At 60.4% G+C, this 15,383-nt stretch carries 10 protein-coding genes; 6 read left to right on the forward strand and 4 right to left on the reverse strand.

What is annotated here, in order from left to right:
- Nucleotides 1-3 precede the first annotated feature (3 nt).
- Together AACY49_RS23095 and AACY49_RS23100 are read right to left on the reverse strand one after the other, a co-directional pair.
- Complete coding sequence (locus AACY49_RS23095) at nt 4-1,002, reverse strand: class I SAM-dependent methyltransferase (RefSeq protein WP_339526651.1); 999 nt, start codon at nt 1,000-1,002, stop codon at nt 4-6.
- A gap of 33 nt (nt 1,003-1,035) precedes the next feature.
- Nucleotides 1,036-2,001: a 2-hydroxyacid dehydrogenase gene (locus AACY49_RS23100; protein WP_339526653.1), complete on the reverse strand. Its 966-nt coding sequence runs from the start codon at nt 1,999-2,001 to the stop codon at nt 1,036-1,038.
- Nucleotides 2,002-2,092: 91 nt separating this feature from the next.
- Between AACY49_RS23100 and AACY49_RS23105 the strand changes: the two genes are divergently transcribed.
- Nucleotides 2,093-2,722 carry a LysE family translocator gene (locus AACY49_RS23105; RefSeq protein WP_050683067.1) on the forward strand — a complete coding sequence of 210 codons (630 nt, stop codon included), beginning with the start codon at nt 2,093-2,095 and terminating at the stop codon, nt 2,720-2,722.
- A gap of 13 nt (nt 2,723-2,735) precedes the next feature.
- Here the strand turns inward: AACY49_RS23105 and AACY49_RS23110 are convergent, their stop codons facing one another.
- Nucleotides 2,736-3,506, reverse strand: coding sequence for an AraC family transcriptional regulator (locus tag AACY49_RS23110; RefSeq protein ID WP_320393337.1), 771 nt, complete (start codon nt 3,504-3,506; stop codon nt 2,736-2,738).
- A gap of 85 nt (nt 3,507-3,591) precedes the next feature.
- Between AACY49_RS23110 and AACY49_RS23115 the strand changes: the two genes are divergently transcribed.
- From AACY49_RS23115 to AACY49_RS23135, 5 genes are all read left to right on the forward strand, one after another.
- Nucleotides 3,592-4,776: an MFS transporter gene (locus tag AACY49_RS23115; protein ID WP_339526656.1), complete on the forward strand. Its 1,185-nt coding sequence runs from the start codon at nt 3,592-3,594 to the stop codon at nt 4,774-4,776.
- A gap of 147 nt (nt 4,777-4,923) precedes the next feature.
- Nucleotides 4,924-6,606 (forward strand): fatty acid--CoA ligase, encoded by a 1,683-nt coding sequence (locus AACY49_RS23120; RefSeq protein ID WP_258699125.1) that lies wholly within the window; start codon nt 4,924-4,926, stop codon nt 6,604-6,606.
- 335 nt (nt 6,607-6,941) lie between these two features.
- Nucleotides 6,942-8,831: a DUF1302 domain-containing protein gene (locus AACY49_RS23125; RefSeq protein ID WP_339526658.1), complete on the forward strand. Its 1,890-nt coding sequence runs from the start codon at nt 6,942-6,944 to the stop codon at nt 8,829-8,831.
- 26 nt (nt 8,832-8,857) lie between these two features.
- Nucleotides 8,858-10,222: a DUF1329 domain-containing protein gene (locus AACY49_RS23130; RefSeq protein WP_339526660.1), complete on the forward strand. Its 1,365-nt coding sequence runs from the start codon at nt 8,858-8,860 to the stop codon at nt 10,220-10,222.
- Between the two features lie 310 nt (nt 10,223-10,532).
- Entirely contained in the window at nt 10,533-13,271 is a 2,739-nt protein-coding gene (locus tag AACY49_RS23135; protein ID WP_339526662.1) for a LuxR C-terminal-related transcriptional regulator, read from the forward strand.
- Nucleotides 13,272-13,344: 73 nt separating this feature from the next.
- On the opposite strand, the gene AACY49_RS23140 is transcribed toward AACY49_RS23135, so the two are convergent.
- Nucleotides 13,345-15,383: beta strand repeat-containing protein (locus tag AACY49_RS23140; RefSeq protein WP_339526664.1), on the reverse strand; the 2,039-nt coding region annotated here is incomplete at its 5' end.

The following is a 15,383-nucleotide window of genomic DNA, read 5'->3' on the forward strand; positions in this document are numbered from 1 at the left end:
TTTTCAGCCGCGCTTGGCCCGGTAGATTCGGAAACCCTGTCCTTCAGCCTTGATCGCACACGCGCCCAAGTGCTCTTCGATCAGCGGTTGATACTTCAGGAAACTGTTCGCTACCAACCGAAGTTCGCCGCCGTTTTTCAGATGTTTAGCCGCTTTTCGCAGCAAGTTCTCGGTGGCGAAGTAATCGGTGTGTACGCCGACATGGAACGGTGGGTTGCTCAGAATCGCGCTCAAACCCATGGGCGCGGCATCGATGCCATCACCGGTCATCACCTCCGCTTCCAGGCCGTTGGCGGCCAGGGTCAGGCGACTGCTGGCGGCGGCAAACGCGTCCACATCGAGCAGAGTGACCTGGTTGTGCGGATAACGCCGCTTGACCGCCGCCCCCAACACGCCAGCGCCGCAACCGAAGTCCAGCAGGTGGCCGCTGGGCAGTTTGTCCAGATGTTCCAGCAGCAGGGCGCTGCCGCGATCCAGTCGACCGTGGCTGAACACACCCGGCAGGCTGATGACTTTCAACGGCCCTTCGGCCAACGGCAGTTCGTAGGTCTGGGCCAGGCTTTCCAGTGATTTGGCTTCTGGCGCATTGGCCACGGTGACCTGCCAGAGCTGGCAATGCCGTGCGCTGTCGAGTTTGCGTGGTTTACCGAAGGGGTTCAGCTGCTTGGCCGCGCCTTCGATACCGCTGCGTTTTTCGCCTACCAGATACAACTCGCGACCGGCCAGACGAGAGGCAAGGGCGTTGAGGATGTAGTCGGTCAGGTCCTTGGACTTGGGCAGAAACACCACGGCGCTGTCGAATTCACGCGCCGGTGCGTTCACGCCAAAATGGCTGCGCTCGGCGAAACGGGCGTCCAGTGCTGCTTGATCACCGGCGTGCCAGCACCAGCCGTGGGCATCGGGCAAGCGGCCCAGCAAATCATCGGCGGGCAAACCGGCCAGCAGCACCGAACCCTGGAATAACTCGGCCTGACGAAGCAGTACTTCACTGCGCGGATCCATACTCTGCTCCTTGAAAAAAAGTGCCGCAGTTTATCAACTGACGACCCGCAGCGCTTTACCGCTGAAGTAAGCCTGAGCGTTTTCGGTCAACTGGCCAACGATTCGTTGCCGCGCCTCGCGACTGCCCCAGGCGTTGTGCGGGGTGACGATCAGCCGTGGAATGTCCTGGGCCAACAGCGGATTGCCCGCGATGGGTGGTTCGACACTCAACACGTCGGTGGCCGCGCCGCCCAGATGATCGTTGCGCAGGGCGTCGGCCAAGGCCTGCTCGTCAATCAAGCCGCCGCGCGCGGTGTTGACCACGAAAGCACCGGGTTTCATCGAGGCCAGTTCACGGGCACCGATGAAGTGCCGAGTGTATTCGTTGAGTGGGCAGTGCAGGGTCAGCGCGTCGATTTGCGGCAGCAGTTCATTCAGCGGCAAGCGATCCGGCCGGGCAGGGCGTCCTGGAATCTGCCCCAGCAATACGCGCATGCCGAACGCCTCGGCCAACCGCGCCACGGCGCTGCCCAGTTCACCGTGGCCAAGCAGACCGAGGGTTTTGCCTTGCAGTTCGACAATCGGGTAATCCAGCAGGCAGAACTGTTTCGCCTGTTGCCAGCGACCTTCGGCGACAGCTTTCTGATAATCGGCCAGGCGCGTCGCCAAATTCAGCAACAACATGATCGTGTGCTGAGCCACCGACGGCGTGCCGTAACCCTGGCAGTTGCAAACGGTAATCCCGTGAGCGCGGGCGGCGGCGAGGTCGACGTTGTTGGTGCCGGTAGCGGTGATCAGGATCAGCTTCAATTCGGGGCTGGCCGCCATGGCCGCCGCATCGATCAGGATTTTGTTGCTGATGGCGACGGTGGCGCCCTTGAGGCGTTCGATCACCTGTTCTGGCGTGGTTTGTGCGTACAGCTGCAAGTCGCTGAAGCACTCGTGTAGCGGGCTGAGATCGAGATCGCCGAGGTCCAGGGATGGATGGTCAAGGAAAACGGCGCGGCGAGGGTTCGTCATCAACTGTACCTTTTGTGCATTGAACTGAAGGCGTAATCTGCCGAGCCTACCAGATGAAACAAACAGTTACGCTGGCCCAAAAGGAGCCCCCATGTACTGGACAGAGTTCTTGACCGTTGCCCTGATTCACCTGCTGGCCGTCGCCAGCCCCGGACCGGATTTCGCCGTGGTGGTGCGTGAGAGCGTGACCCACGGTCGCCGTGCCGGGACCTGGACGGCACTGGGCGTCGGTTCGGCGATTTTCCTGCACGTCGGTTATTCGCTGCTGGGCATCGGGCTGATCGTGTCTCAATCGATCGTGCTGTTCAACGCCCTGAAATGGGCGGCCGCCGCGTACCTGCTGTACATAGGCTTCAAGGCCTTGCGCGCGCAACCGGCCAAACCGGTGGCTGACGATCTGCACCAGGAAGCCGGCGAACGCACCGCACGGGGCGCTTTCACTTCGGGTTTCGTGACCAATGGCTTGAACCCGAAAGCCACGCTGTTTTTTCTGTCGCTGTTCACCGTGGTGATCAACCCGCACACGCCACTGGCGGTACAGGCCGGCTATGGGATTTATCTGGCGGCGGCGACAGCGGTCTGGTTCTGCCTGGTGGCGATGCTGTTCAGCCAACAGCGCGTACGCGCCGGTTTCGCCCGCATGGGCCACTGGTTCGACCGGACCATGGGCGCGGTACTGATCGCCATCGGCGTGAAACTCGCGTTCACCGAGATGCATTGATCGCGCTGAGCACCTACGGGGGATTGAGCTCGCTCAATTTGTTCAACGCGTTCAGGTATTCCCGAGGGTTTTCTCCGAGTAAACGGCGAAACATCGCGCTGAACGCCCGAGCACTGCCGTAACCCAGATCACACGCCACGCTCTGCACGCTTTCCCCGGCGAGCAGGCGCGGCAGGGCTTCCATCAGGCGCAGTTGTTGACGCCAGGCATTGAAATTCATCTTCAGTTGTTGCTGGAACAGCCGCGCCAAGGTTCGAGAACTGGCGCCGACCTGCTGGGCCCAGTCTTCCAGGGTATTGGAATGGTCCGGTGCGCGCAGCAGCGCCAGGCAGATGCCCAGCAGGCGTCGGTCCTCGGGCATCGGAATGTGTAGCGGAAGGTTTTCCAGGCTGGCGATCTCTTCGAGCATCAGCCTCTGAATCAATGAGTTTTCCGCGTGTTGCGGACCTTTCACCGCGCGCAGGATCAGCTCGCGCAGCAATGGCGTGACGGCCAGCACGCAGCACTGTTGCAGAGTTGGCGGCGACAGTTCGGCGGCAATGAACAGCGAACGCATGCGCACCTCGCCCGACATGAAAATCTCATGCGCCACCAAGGGCGGAATCCACACGGCTCGGGTCGGTGGAATGACCCAGGCCCCTTGCGCCGTGACCACTCGCATAGTGCCGCAAACGGCGTACAGCAACTGCGCTTCTCGGTGTTGATGCAATTCCTGATGAGCACCGTCCATATAATCTCGCGGATAGGCGCTGACCGGTCCGTGCAGGAAATGGCTGATTAACATGTCAGATCCAATGACTTTATTGTCAGAAATACGCTTTTTCGCCAACTTAGCATAAGCCGCTCTCTATAACGTAAAGCGTGCCGCGATGAACCAGTCCAGAAACGTCCTCCGCTACATCAACGCAGCCCATGTGATCGATCATATGTTCATGTTGATTTTTCCCGCCGCCATTCTCGGCATGACCCAGGCCTTCGCGCTGGACTACGCCGCGCTGATTGGCCTGTCCCTCGGCGGTTTCATTGCCTTTGGCGCCTGTTCATTGCCGGCCGGTTGGCTGGGGGATCACTGGAGCCGACGGAAAATGATGCTGGTGTTTTTTTTTGGTATTGGCGCCTCGGCGATCTTTACCGGCGTGAGCAATAGCGCCCCGATGCTGGTACTCGGCCTGACGCTGATCGGGGTTTTCGCCGCGATCTATCACCCGGTGGGCACCGCGATGCTGGTGGCTTACGCGCAGCATCGCGGCCGGGAAATCGGTATCAACGGTATGTGGGGCAACCTCGGCGTGGCGTTTTCGGCGCTGATCACCGGGCTGCTGGTGGCGCAGTTCGGCTGGCGTTCGGCATTCATTTTGCCCGGCGTGGTGGCGATTGTGCTGGGCATCGGTTTCGCGTTTCAGGTGCGCGAAGAACCGATCCCGAAGCGTCCGCACATGCCGCTCAAAGGTGCGGCTGGCCAGCGGATTTCCATGTTCATGGTGTTCGGCGTACTGGCCTTGGCCACCGCGACCGGCGGTGTGGTGTTCAACGCCACGACCATGACCTATCCGAAACTGTTTCAGGAGCGCCTGCACGATTTGTTTGCTTCACCGCAAACTCTTGGCGTCGTGGTCAGCCTGGCGTATGCCTTCGGCGCCGTGGCGCAGTTGAGCATCGGCCGGGTCTTGCATCGTTTCAGTCTGAAATGGCCGTTCATCGTGTTGACGTTGTGCCAGGCGCCGCTGTTGTTCGGGTTGGCCTATGTCGACGGATGGGCTGTGATAGCGCTGGGCGCAGCGTTCATGTTCGTGGTGTTTGGCCAGGTCACGGTGAATGATGCGATGGTCGCCAACTTTGTCGCGGCGCAATGGCAATCCCGAGTCTTTGCGCTGCGTTACTGTTTATCGTTCGGTGCCAGTGCTACCGCGATTCCGCTGATTTCGTTCGTCGAACCGCGCCAAGGTTTTGTAGGCCTTTACCTGATATTGGCAAGTTTTGCGGCGTTGACCTTCGTGGCTGCAGTGGTTTTCCCCCGGACACCATCCGAGGCTGCCGTAGAAAAAACGGCGTAACGGCTAACGAATTCCTGCAAATGCTGGCGCAAGGCTAGCATTTGTACGGCTGTGCAAATCATTCCTTTGGCTGATTTTGCTGGCGTTCAAGGGCTCTAGAGTGCTTAGCTTTAGCAGCCAAGACTGTGCAGTCAAAAAGGGACTCTTATGTTGCAGACTCGCGTTATTCCTCCCGCCGAGGGCGCTTACCAGTATCCGCTGTTGATTAAACGGCTGCTGATGTCCGGCGCCCGTTACGAAAAAACTCGCGAGATCATCTACCGCGATCAGTTGCGCTACAGCTATCCGACCCTGATCGAGCGGGTCGCGCGGCTGGCCAATGTGCTGACAGAGGCCGGCGTGAAGGCCGGGGATACCGTGGCGGTAATGGACTGGGACAGCCATCGCTACCTGGAGTGCATGTTTGCCATCCCGATGATCGGCGCGGTGATCCACACCATTAACGTGCGCCTGTCGCCGGAACAGATTCTCTACACCATGAACCACGCCGAGGACCGCTTCGTGCTGGTCAACAGCGAGTTCGTCGGGTTGTACAAGGCGATTGCCGGGCACCTGACCACGGTGGAGAAAACCCTGCTGCTGACCGACTTACCGGAAAAGACCGCCGATTTGCCGAACCTTGTCGGCGAGTACGAGCAACTGCTGGCCGCCGCGAGCCCGCAGTACGACTTCCAGGACTTCGACGAAAACTCGGTCGCCACCACGTTCTACACCACCGGCACTACCGGCAACCCCAAAGGCGTGTATTTCACCCATCGGCAACTGGTGCTGCACACCATGGGCGTGTCGACCATCATGGGCTCCATCGACAGCGTGCGCTTGCTGGGCACCAACGACGTGTACATGCCGATCACGCCGATGTTCCATGTGCATGCCTGGGGCTTGCCGTATGTGGCAACCATGCTCGGGCTCAAGCAGGTCTATCCCGGTCGTTATGACCCCGAATACCTGGTGGAACTGTGGCGCAAGGAGAAGGTGAGCTTTTCCCACTGCGTGCCGACCATTCTGCAAATGGTCCTCAATGCCAAGGCGGCGCAAAACATCGATTTCGGTGGCTGGAAAATCGTCATCGGCGGCAGTGCGCTCAACCGTGCGCTGTATGAAGCGGCCAAAGCCAAGGGCATTCAGTTGACCGCCGCTTACGGCATGTCGGAAACCGGGCCATTGGTATCGTGCGCGCACCTCAACGATGAGTTGATGGCCGGTACCGAAGACGAACGCACCACTTACCGGATCAAGGCCGGTGTACCGGGGCCGTTGGTCGAAGCGGCGATCATCGACACCGACGGCAACTTCTTGCCTGCCGATGGTGAGACCCAGGGCGAACTGGTGCTGCGCGCGCCGTGGCTCACCGAGGGCTATTTCAACGAGCCGCAGAAAGGCGCCGAGCTCTGGGCCGGGGGCTGGCTGCACACCGGCGACGTGGCGACGCTGGACAGCATGGGCGTGATCGACATTCGCGACCGGATCAAGGACGTGATCAAGACTGGCGGCGAGTGGATCTCCTCCCTGGACCTGGAAGACCTGATCAGCCGCCACCCTGCGGTACGCGAAGTAGCAGTGGTGGGCATCGCCGATCCGCAGTGGGGCGAGCGGCCGTTTGCGCTGTTGGTCGTCAGGGAAGGGCATGAGATTGGGGCCAAGGAACTCAAGGAGCACCTCAAGCCGTTCGTTGAACAGGGGCACCTGAGCAAGTGGGCGATCCCGAGCCAGATCGCCATTGTTACTGAAATTCCCAAGACCAGCGTCGGCAAACTCGACAAGAAGCGCATCCGCGTCGACATCACCGAATGGCAGGCTAACAACAGTACCTTCCTCTCGACGCTTTAAGCGTCCGCTGGCGCGCCGAAAACGGCGCGCCAGACCCACCAAGCAAGCGCTTGACTTGTGAAATCCGAATTTTCAGCCATCCTTGCCGGGCCGACATGTGTCGGACTGGCGAAAGGACTGTTCCAGAGTGGCCGGCAGCTGCAAATCACACTTTAGAGGGATCAAGCACTACTACCTGCTGGCTATAGTCCGCTCAAGGATTTTTAAGAACGGAGCTCACGCACAAAACGGGGCGATGCAACTTTGGAGTGACTTCGGAACCGCTTGGCTTCCGGTCACCCACAACGTTTTTAAAAGTACTCAGCCATAACAATAATGCACATGGAGTAGCGTCGATGACATCAGTAAACCAGTTCTGGCGCCGGGCGAAACTGCCCCTGGCGGTCAGTCTTGCCTCTTCGCTCGCCGGGCCTGCATTCGGCGTCAGTTTCAACGTCGGTGAGATCGAAGGTCAATTTGACTCATCCCTGTCGATCGGCGCCAGTTGGTCTACTCAGAGCCCCAACAAGAATCTTATCGGCGTCAATAACGGGGGCCACGGCCTGTCCCAGACGTCCGATGACGGTCACAACAACTTCAAGAGCGGCGAAACTTTTTCGAAGATCTTCAAGGGTATCCATGACCTTGAATTGAAATACGGTGATACCGGTGTCTTCGTCCGGGGCAAATACTGGTACGACTTTGAACTCAAGGATGAAAGCCGCGAGTTCAAGGACATCAGCGACGAAAATCGCAAGGAAGGCGCCAAGTCCGCCGGCGGTCAGATCCTCGACGCCTTCGTCTACCACAACTACGCCATTGCCGATCAGCCGGGTTCCGTGCGTCTGGGCAAGCAGGTGGTGAGCTGGGGTGAAAGTACTTTCATCGGTGGTGGCATCAACTCGATCAACCCGATCGACGTGTCTGCGTTCCGTCGTCCCGGTGCCGAAGTCAAGGAAGGCTTGATTCCGGTCAACATGTTCTACGTGTCCCAGAGCCTCACCGACAACCTGTCGGCCGAAGCCTTCTATCAGCTTGAATGGGACCAGACGGTTGTTGATAACTGCGGCACCTTCTTCTCCCAGCCGGACATCATTGCCGACGGTTGCACCGACAATCTGCGCGTACTGAACAAGCGCTCGACCATTCCGGCCGCCGCCCTGCCTACATTGACCAGGCTGGGCGTCGACGTAAACGATGAAGGTGTACTGGTGCGCCGTGGTGCGGATCGCGATGCGCGGGACAGCGGCCAGTGGGGCGCGTCCCTCAAATACATGTTCGAGCCGCTGGACACCGAGTTCGGTGCCTATTTCATGAATTATCACAGTCGTGCGCCTATCTTCAGCGCCACCGGTGCTCCAGCGGCGGCCTACGCCCGGGCAGCGGCATTGCCAGGGGCGCTTCGGGCTTTGGCACCCCTGGTGGTCGCGGGTAACTCGGAATACTTCGTCGAGTACCCGGAAGACATCCGCCTCTACGGCTTGAGCTTTTCCACCACCCTGCCTACCGGTACGGCGTGGAGTGGTGAACTCAGCTACCGTCCGAATGCGCCGGTGCAGCTCAACTCCACTGACATCCTGTTCGCTGGCGTGCGCCCATTGGGCGGTGCCCTGACCAACGCTTCGTTGCTCCCCGGTGTACCGGGTCAGGATCTGCACGGCTATCGCCGCAAGGAAATCACCCAGTTCCAGACCACCCTTACGCACTTCTTCGATCAGGTCATGGGCGCCAGCCGCCTGACCCTGGTGGGCGAAGTGGGCGTGACCCACGTCGGCGGCCTGGAAAGCAGCTCCGACGTCCGTTACGGCCGTGACCCGGTCTACGGGCCTGGTGAACTGCCGTCTACCGGTGGCCTCGACACCTGTTCGGCGATTCTCAACACCAGCACCATCAACGGTGCCGGCGCAGGTGCTGCCACCAACAACCGCAGCCGCAATTGCAACGACGACGGCTTCACTACGGCGACTTCGTGGGGTTATCGCGCTCGTGCCATCTGGGATTACAACGACGTATTCGCCGGTGTGAACCTCAAACCGAACGTGGCCTGGTCCCACGACGTGAGCGGTTACTCGCCTGGCCCTGGCGGCAACTTCGAGGAAGGTCGTAAAGCGGTGAGCCTGGGTCTGGATGCCGAATACCAGAACACCTACACCGCGAGCCTGGCGTACACCAACTTCTTCGACGGCAAGTACACCACCGTGGATGATCGCGACTTCGTTGCGCTTAGCTTCGGCGTGAACTTCTAAGCACTATTTTCAGGACGAACACATTTATGAAAATAACAAAGAGTCTGTTCCACGTTGGCGTTCTGGGGCTTTCGCTGCTGGCGACTGGTGTCATGGCGGCGGTCCCGACCGCCGAAGCGGACAAGCTGGGCAAGAGCCTGACCCCGATGGGCGCCGAGATGGCAGGCAACGCCGACGGCTCGATCCCGGCCTGGAAACCCATGCCGAAAAACGCCGGTAGCGTAGACAGCAAGGGTTTTTTGTCTGATCCGTTCGCGAGTGAAAAACCGCTGTTCACCATCACCGCGCAGAACGTCGACCAGTACAAGGACAAGCTCGCGCCGGGCCAGTACGCGATGTTCAAGCGCTACCCGGAAACCTTCAAGATGCCGGTCTATCCGTCCCATCGCGGTGCCACCGTGCCGGATGACGTGTTCGCCTCCATCAAGAAGAACGCCACCAACACTAACCTGGTGTCCGGCGGCAACGGTCTGGAAAACTTCGAAACCGCGATCCCGTTCCCGATTCCGAAAAGCGGCGTTGAAGTGATCTGGAACCACATCACCCGTTATCGCGGTGGCAGCGTGACCCGTCTGATAACCCAGGCCACGCCACAGCCGAACGGCTCGTTCAGCCTGGTGTACTTCGAGGACCAGTTCGTGTTCCGCGACAAGATGAAGGATTACGACCCAAAAAATCCGGGCAACATTCTGTTCTACTTCAAGCAGAAAGTGACCGCGCCGGCGCGTCTGGCCGGTGGCGTGCTACTGGTTCACGAAACCCTCGATCAGGTTAAAGAGCCGCGTTCGGCGTGGGTCTACAACGCCGGGCAGCGCCGCGTGCGTCGTGCGCCGCAAGTGTCCTATGACGGACCGGGTACCGCAGCCGATGGCCTGCGTACCTCCGACAACCTGGACATGTACAACGGTGCGCCGGATCGCTATGACTGGAAGCTCGAAGGCAAGAAAGAGATGTACATCGCCTCCGACAGCTACAAGCTCGATTCGCCTCAACTGAAGTACGCCGACATCATCAAGGCCGGTCACATCAACCAGGACCTGGCTCGCTATGAACTGCGTCGGGTCTGGCATGTGGTCGCGACCCTGAAGGAAGGTCAGCGTCACATCTACGCCAAACGTGACTTCTACATCGACGAAGACACCTGGCAGGCGGCAGTGGTCGACCACTACGACGGTCGCGGGCAACTGTGGCGCGTCGCCGAGGCTCACGCCGAGAACTACTACGACAAGCAAGTGCCGTGGTACGCCCTCGAAACCTTGTACGACCTGCAATCGGGCCGCTACCTGGCACTGGGCATGAAGAACGAAGAGAAGTCGGCGTATAACTTCGGCTTCACCGCCAGCACCGCCGACTTCACTCCGGCCGCGTTGCGTCAGGAAGGCGTTCGCTAATACGTTGTAAACCGAGGCCGCATCCTCGAAAAAACGCCCCGACTGGTTCGGGGCGTTTTTTTTCCTTCAAAAGATCGCAGCCAGCGGCAGCTCCTACAGGTTATGCGTGCGCCGCGATGCTGCGGGTGTACTCGGTCGGTGCAGGAGCGGCTGCGAACTTTTTGCCGACATTCAGGCGTTATGAGCCGGACATCTCTGGTTGTAGTCTTTTTGTAGCCATTTGTAGCAATAACCTTCAATAGCTCTTCGTTTACCGCTAGGCTGCGGACATCTGTAACGCCGCCATCAGTATTTCAAACAAGAGCCGGCCATGACTGATCTGTCCCCACTTCCGGGCCCTGAAAGCGTTGCCGTCGCGGCACTGGGCGGGCGCTTTTTCCGACCCCCGCTGCCCGACGGCCATGTGCTGCGGCGGCGTCTGTGCGAGCGCCTGAGTGCAGGTCTGGGTGGCAGGTTGTTGCTGATCAGCGCTCCGGCGGGGTTCGGCAAGAGTTCATTGGCGGTGGAGTTTTGTCAGGGTTTACCGGAGCATTGGCAAAGCCTGTGGCTGGGGTTAAGTCCACGGGACAGCGATCCGGGCCGTTTTCTTGAGCGCCTGCTCGAAGGTCTTCAGGAGTATTTCCCGCAGTTGGGCAGCCAGGCGCTGGGGCTGCTGAAAATGCGCCAACGTCATCAGCCGTTTGCCTTCGAAGAATGGCTGGACGGTTTGCTCGATGAGCTGGCGGTGCACCTTACACTTGGTAAGCCGCTGCTGCTGGTGCTCGATGACTACCATCTGGCCCAAGGCCCGGTGCTTGATCGTTGCCTGCAATTTTTTCTCAATCATTTACCCGATGGCCTGCTGGTCATGGTTACTAGCCGGCAGCGTCCGGACTGGCACCTGGCGCGTCTGCGGTTGTCGCGGCAACTGCTCGAACTGCACGAGCAAGATCTGCGCCTGACCCACGATGAGGCTCTGAGCCTGCTTGATCGACACAGCATTTCATTGCGTGGCGAAGCGCTGGAGGGTTTGATCCAGCGCAGCGAAGGCTGGGTGGCCGGGCTGCGCTTCTGGCTGCTGGCGGCCTCCGAAGCGGGCAGTGAGGGCGCATTGCCCCAGTCGTTGTACGGTGGGGAAGGGCTGATTCGTGATTACCTGCTCGAAGAGGTGATCGATTGCCTGCCCGCCGAGGTGCAGTCATTCCTGTACGACACCGCGCCACAAGAGCGCTTTTGCAGCGAACTGTGCGACGCCGTGCGCGAAGCCCATGACAGCGCCGAGATCCTGCGTTTCCTGCTGGCGCATCAGGTATTTCTGGTGCCACTGGACGAACACGGTCACTGGTATCGCTATCACCACCTGTTTTCCGACCTGCTGCGCAGCCGGCCCAGCGCCCAGGCGATGGTGCCGACAGCCAGCCTGCATCTGCGTGCCTGCCGCTGGTTCAACACCCAGGGACTACTCGATGAAGCGGTAGAGCAAGCGTTGCGCGCCGGGCACCTGGATGTTGCAGCGAATCTGGTACAAAACCTCTCTGAAGAACAGCTGCTGGCCGAGCAGAACGTCGGCATGCTGCTGCGCTGGAAAATGGACTTGCCCGACAGCCTGCTGATCAGCACGCCACGGTTGATCGTGCTCTACAGCTGGGCGTTGGGGCTGGCCTGTCAACTGGACGCCGCCGAGGAGCTGGCCAGTCACCTGAGCCGCTTCCTGCCGGCGCCATCGGCCACGGCGCAAAAGTCCATGCTGGCGCAATGGCTGGCCCTGAGCGGCATCATTGCCCGGGGGCGAGGCAATCGGGAGCTGACGCTGCTCTATTGCACCGAAGCGCTGGAAAGCCTGCCGGCCAAACGCTATGGACAGCGCCTGATGTGCCTCTCGACATTGTCCAACCTGGCCATTGCCGACAGCGATCTCTGGCGTGCACGAGGGTTGAATCGTGAGTCCCTTGAGCTGGCACAACGGGTCGGTAACCCGTTGTTCGAGGCGCTGGCCCATTACGACCGCGCCCGCGTGTTGCAAGCGCGCGGGGAGATTCTTCGTTCACTGGATGAAGTCCGTCAGGGGCTGCAACGCCTGCAAGGCTTATCCCCGCTACGGCTTTATGCGGTGCGCGCACGTTTGACCTTGTACGAGGGTTTTTTGCTGGCGCTGCGCTTGCAACCCCAGGCCGCGAGGGCGCGTTTGCTGGCGGGGTTGGGGGAAGCCAGGGCCTGTCGCGACATCAGCGTGCTGATCGGCCACTGCGTAATTGCCCGGCTGGACGGCAACAGCGGCGAATTCGCGAAAGCCTTCGCCGAACTTGCCGAGGCCGAGCGGCTGATGCACATCTGGGACGTCCCGCCGATTTACTATCTGGCGATGATTACCCTGGTCAAATGCGAACTCTGGCTGGTCCAGGGCCGCACCGATCTGGCCGAACCCTGGCTTGCGCGACTGGGCCAGACCTACAACGGCGAGCACCCGGCGGCACCGCCGGAATTCCATCCGCAACTGCCGCTGCACATTGAACTGCAACAGGCGTTGCTGGACGTGATGAAGGGCCAGCCCATGCTCGCCGAAGGGCGCTTGAACGCGCTGCATGAACACGGTCAGCGCACCGACCGGCAGATGCTCAGCGTGATGGCGCTGAATCAGACAATCACGCTGTTGTTGGCGGGCGATCGCGAGCCCGAGGCCCGCAAGGCTCTGATCCAGGCGTTGGAAGCGGCCGCCGGTGGCGTCCTGCAACCGTTCGACCAATTGCTGGCCGAGCACCCGGACTGGCTGCGCGGGCAACTTCAACTCTGTGCGCCAACGGCCGTTTCGCTGAGCCTCTCGGAAAAGCTTCCGGCTCTGGTCTCCCGCCCGATGCTGGAGGCGTCGCCTGCTGCGGAACAACTCAGTACGCGTGAACTGGCCGTTTTGCAACTGATCGCCCAAGGGTGTTCGAACCAGGAAATCAGCGATCAGTTGTTCATTTCGCTGCATACGGTGAAGACCCATGCCAGCCATATCAACAGTAAGTTGGGGGTTGAGCGGCGCACGCAGGCGGTGGCGCGGGCGAAGGAGTTGGGGGTGTTGTCTTAGCTGAGGGACAACGGCATCTCTTAAAGAAAAACGCCCCGAACAAGTCGGGGCGTTTTTCATTGTATTGCCCTTGTCATACCACCAGATCGTTGGCACTAAAGGTGTCCACGCCTACCAGCTGGATTTCGAAATCCGCACCCAGCGTGCCATTGACGTTGCCATACAGCACATGATCTTCGAAACGCAGTTGTCCTGATCCTGTGAACGCATTCGAGTCAATGAAGGTGAAGGTGTTGAACGCAGAGGTGAGCATATTGGCATCGAGTTTCGACAGGTCGATCTTGTCGCCCTGCAGGCTGCTGAAGTCGGTGATGACGTCGCTGGTTGCCCCTTTACCCAGCTCGCTGAGCAAATTGAAAACAAACCGGTCGGCACCAGAGCCGCCCGTGAGGGTGTCTACACCCATGCCTCCCACCAGTAGGTCATTGCCCGCACCACCGTCGAGCAGGTCGTCGCCCGCCCCGCCATTGAGCAGGTTATTGCCGTCGTTGCCGTTGATAACGTTGTTCAGGGTGTTGCCGACACCGTTGAGGTTGTTGCTGCCGGTGAGGGTGAGGTTTTCCAGATTGGCACCCAGGGTCCAGCTCACCGAAGAGCGCACGGTGTCGATTTCGCTCGCCAGGGTACTGGTCTCGGTGACCGCGTCCTGGAGGTTGTCGACGATATAGGTGTCGTTGCCGGTGCCGCCGATCATCAGGTCGGCGCCGGTGCCGCCCTCCAGAACGTTATTGCCGTTGTTACCGGTCAGACGGTTGCCCAAGGCATTGCCGGTGGCGTCGAGGTTGTCGCTGCCGGTGAGGGTAAGGTTCTCGAGGTTGCTGCCCAGGGTGTAGCTGATCGACGACATGACCGTGTCGATCTCGGTCAGCGAGGTGCCGCGTTCGATCACCGTGTCGCCGAGGTTGTCGACGAGGTAGGTGTCGTTGCCGGCACCACCGTCCAGGGTGTCGGCCCCGGCCTTGCCGTCGAGGATGTTGGCGGCGGCGTTGCCGGTGAGGCTGTTGTCCAGCTCATTACCTGTAAGGTTCAACGCGGCGGTGCCGAGCAGCACGCCGTCTTCGACGTTGGCCGAGAGGGTGTAGCTCACCGCCGTCCTGATCAGGTCGTGGCCTTCGTCGGTCAGTTCGGTGACTTTATCGAACGCGTTGTCGATGACGTAGGTGTCGTCACCGCTGCCGCCGCTGAGGGTGTCGGCACCGGCGCCGCCATCCAGCCAGTCGTTGCCGGCGCCGCCTTGCAGGGTGTTGACGGAGGCGTTGCCGAGCAACGTGTTGTTCAGGTCGTTGCCGACTACGGTGAAGGCACCAAGGCCGGTCAGGGTGACGTTTTCGACGTTCTGCAGGCTGGTTTGACTGAGGTCGACGGTGCTGGTGGCCAGGGTCGAGGCGTAGGTGATGTTCAGCAGGTCGCGACCCTGATCGGCGTCTTCCTGCAGCCGCGCCAGTTCGCCGAACTGGTCGAGGATATAAGTGTCGTCGCCGGCGCCACCGCTCAGCGTGTCCAGTCCCGCCGCGCCGTTTAGCACGTTGTTGCCGCTGTTGCCGGTCAGCACGTTATTCAGGGTGTTGCCGACACCGGTGAGGTTGTCGCTGCCGGTGAGGGTGAGGTTTTCCAGGTTGGCGCCGAGGGTCCAACTGACGGAGGAGCGTACGGTGTCGATTTCGCTCGCCAGGGTGCTGGTTTCGGTGACCACGTCCTTGAGGTTGTCGACGATGTAGGTGTCGTTGCCGCTGCCACCGATCATCAGGTCGGCACCGGTTCCGCCATCCAGAACGTTGCTGCCGCTGTTGCCGATCAGACGGTTGCCCAGGGCGTTACCGGTGGCGTCGAGGTTGTCGCTGCCGGTGAGGGTCAGGTTCTCGAGGTTGCTGCCCAGGGTGTAGCTGATCGACGACATGACCGTGTCGATCTCGGTCAGCGAGGTGCCGCGTTCGATCACCGTGTCGCCGAGGTTGTCGACGAGGTAGGTATCGTTGCCGGCACCGCCGTCCAGGGTGTCGGCCCCGGCCTTGCCGTCGAGGATGTTGGCGGCGGCGTTGCCGGTGAGGCTGTTGTCCAGCTCATTACCTGTAAGGTTCAACGCGGCGGTGCCGAGCAGCACGCCGTCTTCGA

Source organism: Pseudomonas sp. EL_65y_Pfl2_R96, assembly GCF_963970905.1.
Classification (GTDB): Bacteria; Pseudomonadota; Gammaproteobacteria; order Pseudomonadales; family Pseudomonadaceae; genus Aquipseudomonas.

Coding starts and splice junctions, on each gene's coding strand:
- AACY49_RS23135 (WP_339526662.1), top strand. CDS start 10,533: ATGACTGATCTGTCCCCACTTCCGGGCCCTGAAAGCGTTGCCGTCGCG.
- AACY49_RS23130 (WP_339526660.1), top strand. CDS start 8,858: ATGAAAATAACAAAGAGTCTGTTCCACGTTGGCGTTCTGGGGCTTTCG.
- AACY49_RS23120 (WP_258699125.1), top strand. CDS start 4,924: ATGTTGCAGACTCGCGTTATTCCTCCCGCCGAGGGCGCTTACCAGTAT.
- AACY49_RS23125 (WP_339526658.1), top strand. CDS start 6,942: ATGACATCAGTAAACCAGTTCTGGCGCCGGGCGAAACTGCCCCTGGCG.
- AACY49_RS23110 (WP_320393337.1), bottom strand. CDS start 3,506: ATGTTAATCAGCCATTTCCTGCACGGACCGGTCAGCGCCTATCCGCGA.
- AACY49_RS23105 (WP_050683067.1), top strand. CDS start 2,093: ATGTACTGGACAGAGTTCTTGACCGTTGCCCTGATTCACCTGCTGGCC.
- AACY49_RS23100 (WP_339526653.1), bottom strand. CDS start 2,001: ATGACGAACCCTCGCCGCGCCGTTTTCCTTGACCATCCATCCCTGGAC.
- AACY49_RS23115 (WP_339526656.1), top strand. CDS start 3,592: ATGAACCAGTCCAGAAACGTCCTCCGCTACATCAACGCAGCCCATGTG.
- AACY49_RS23095 (WP_339526651.1), bottom strand. CDS start 1,002: ATGGATCCGCGCAGTGAAGTACTGCTTCGTCAGGCCGAGTTATTCCAG.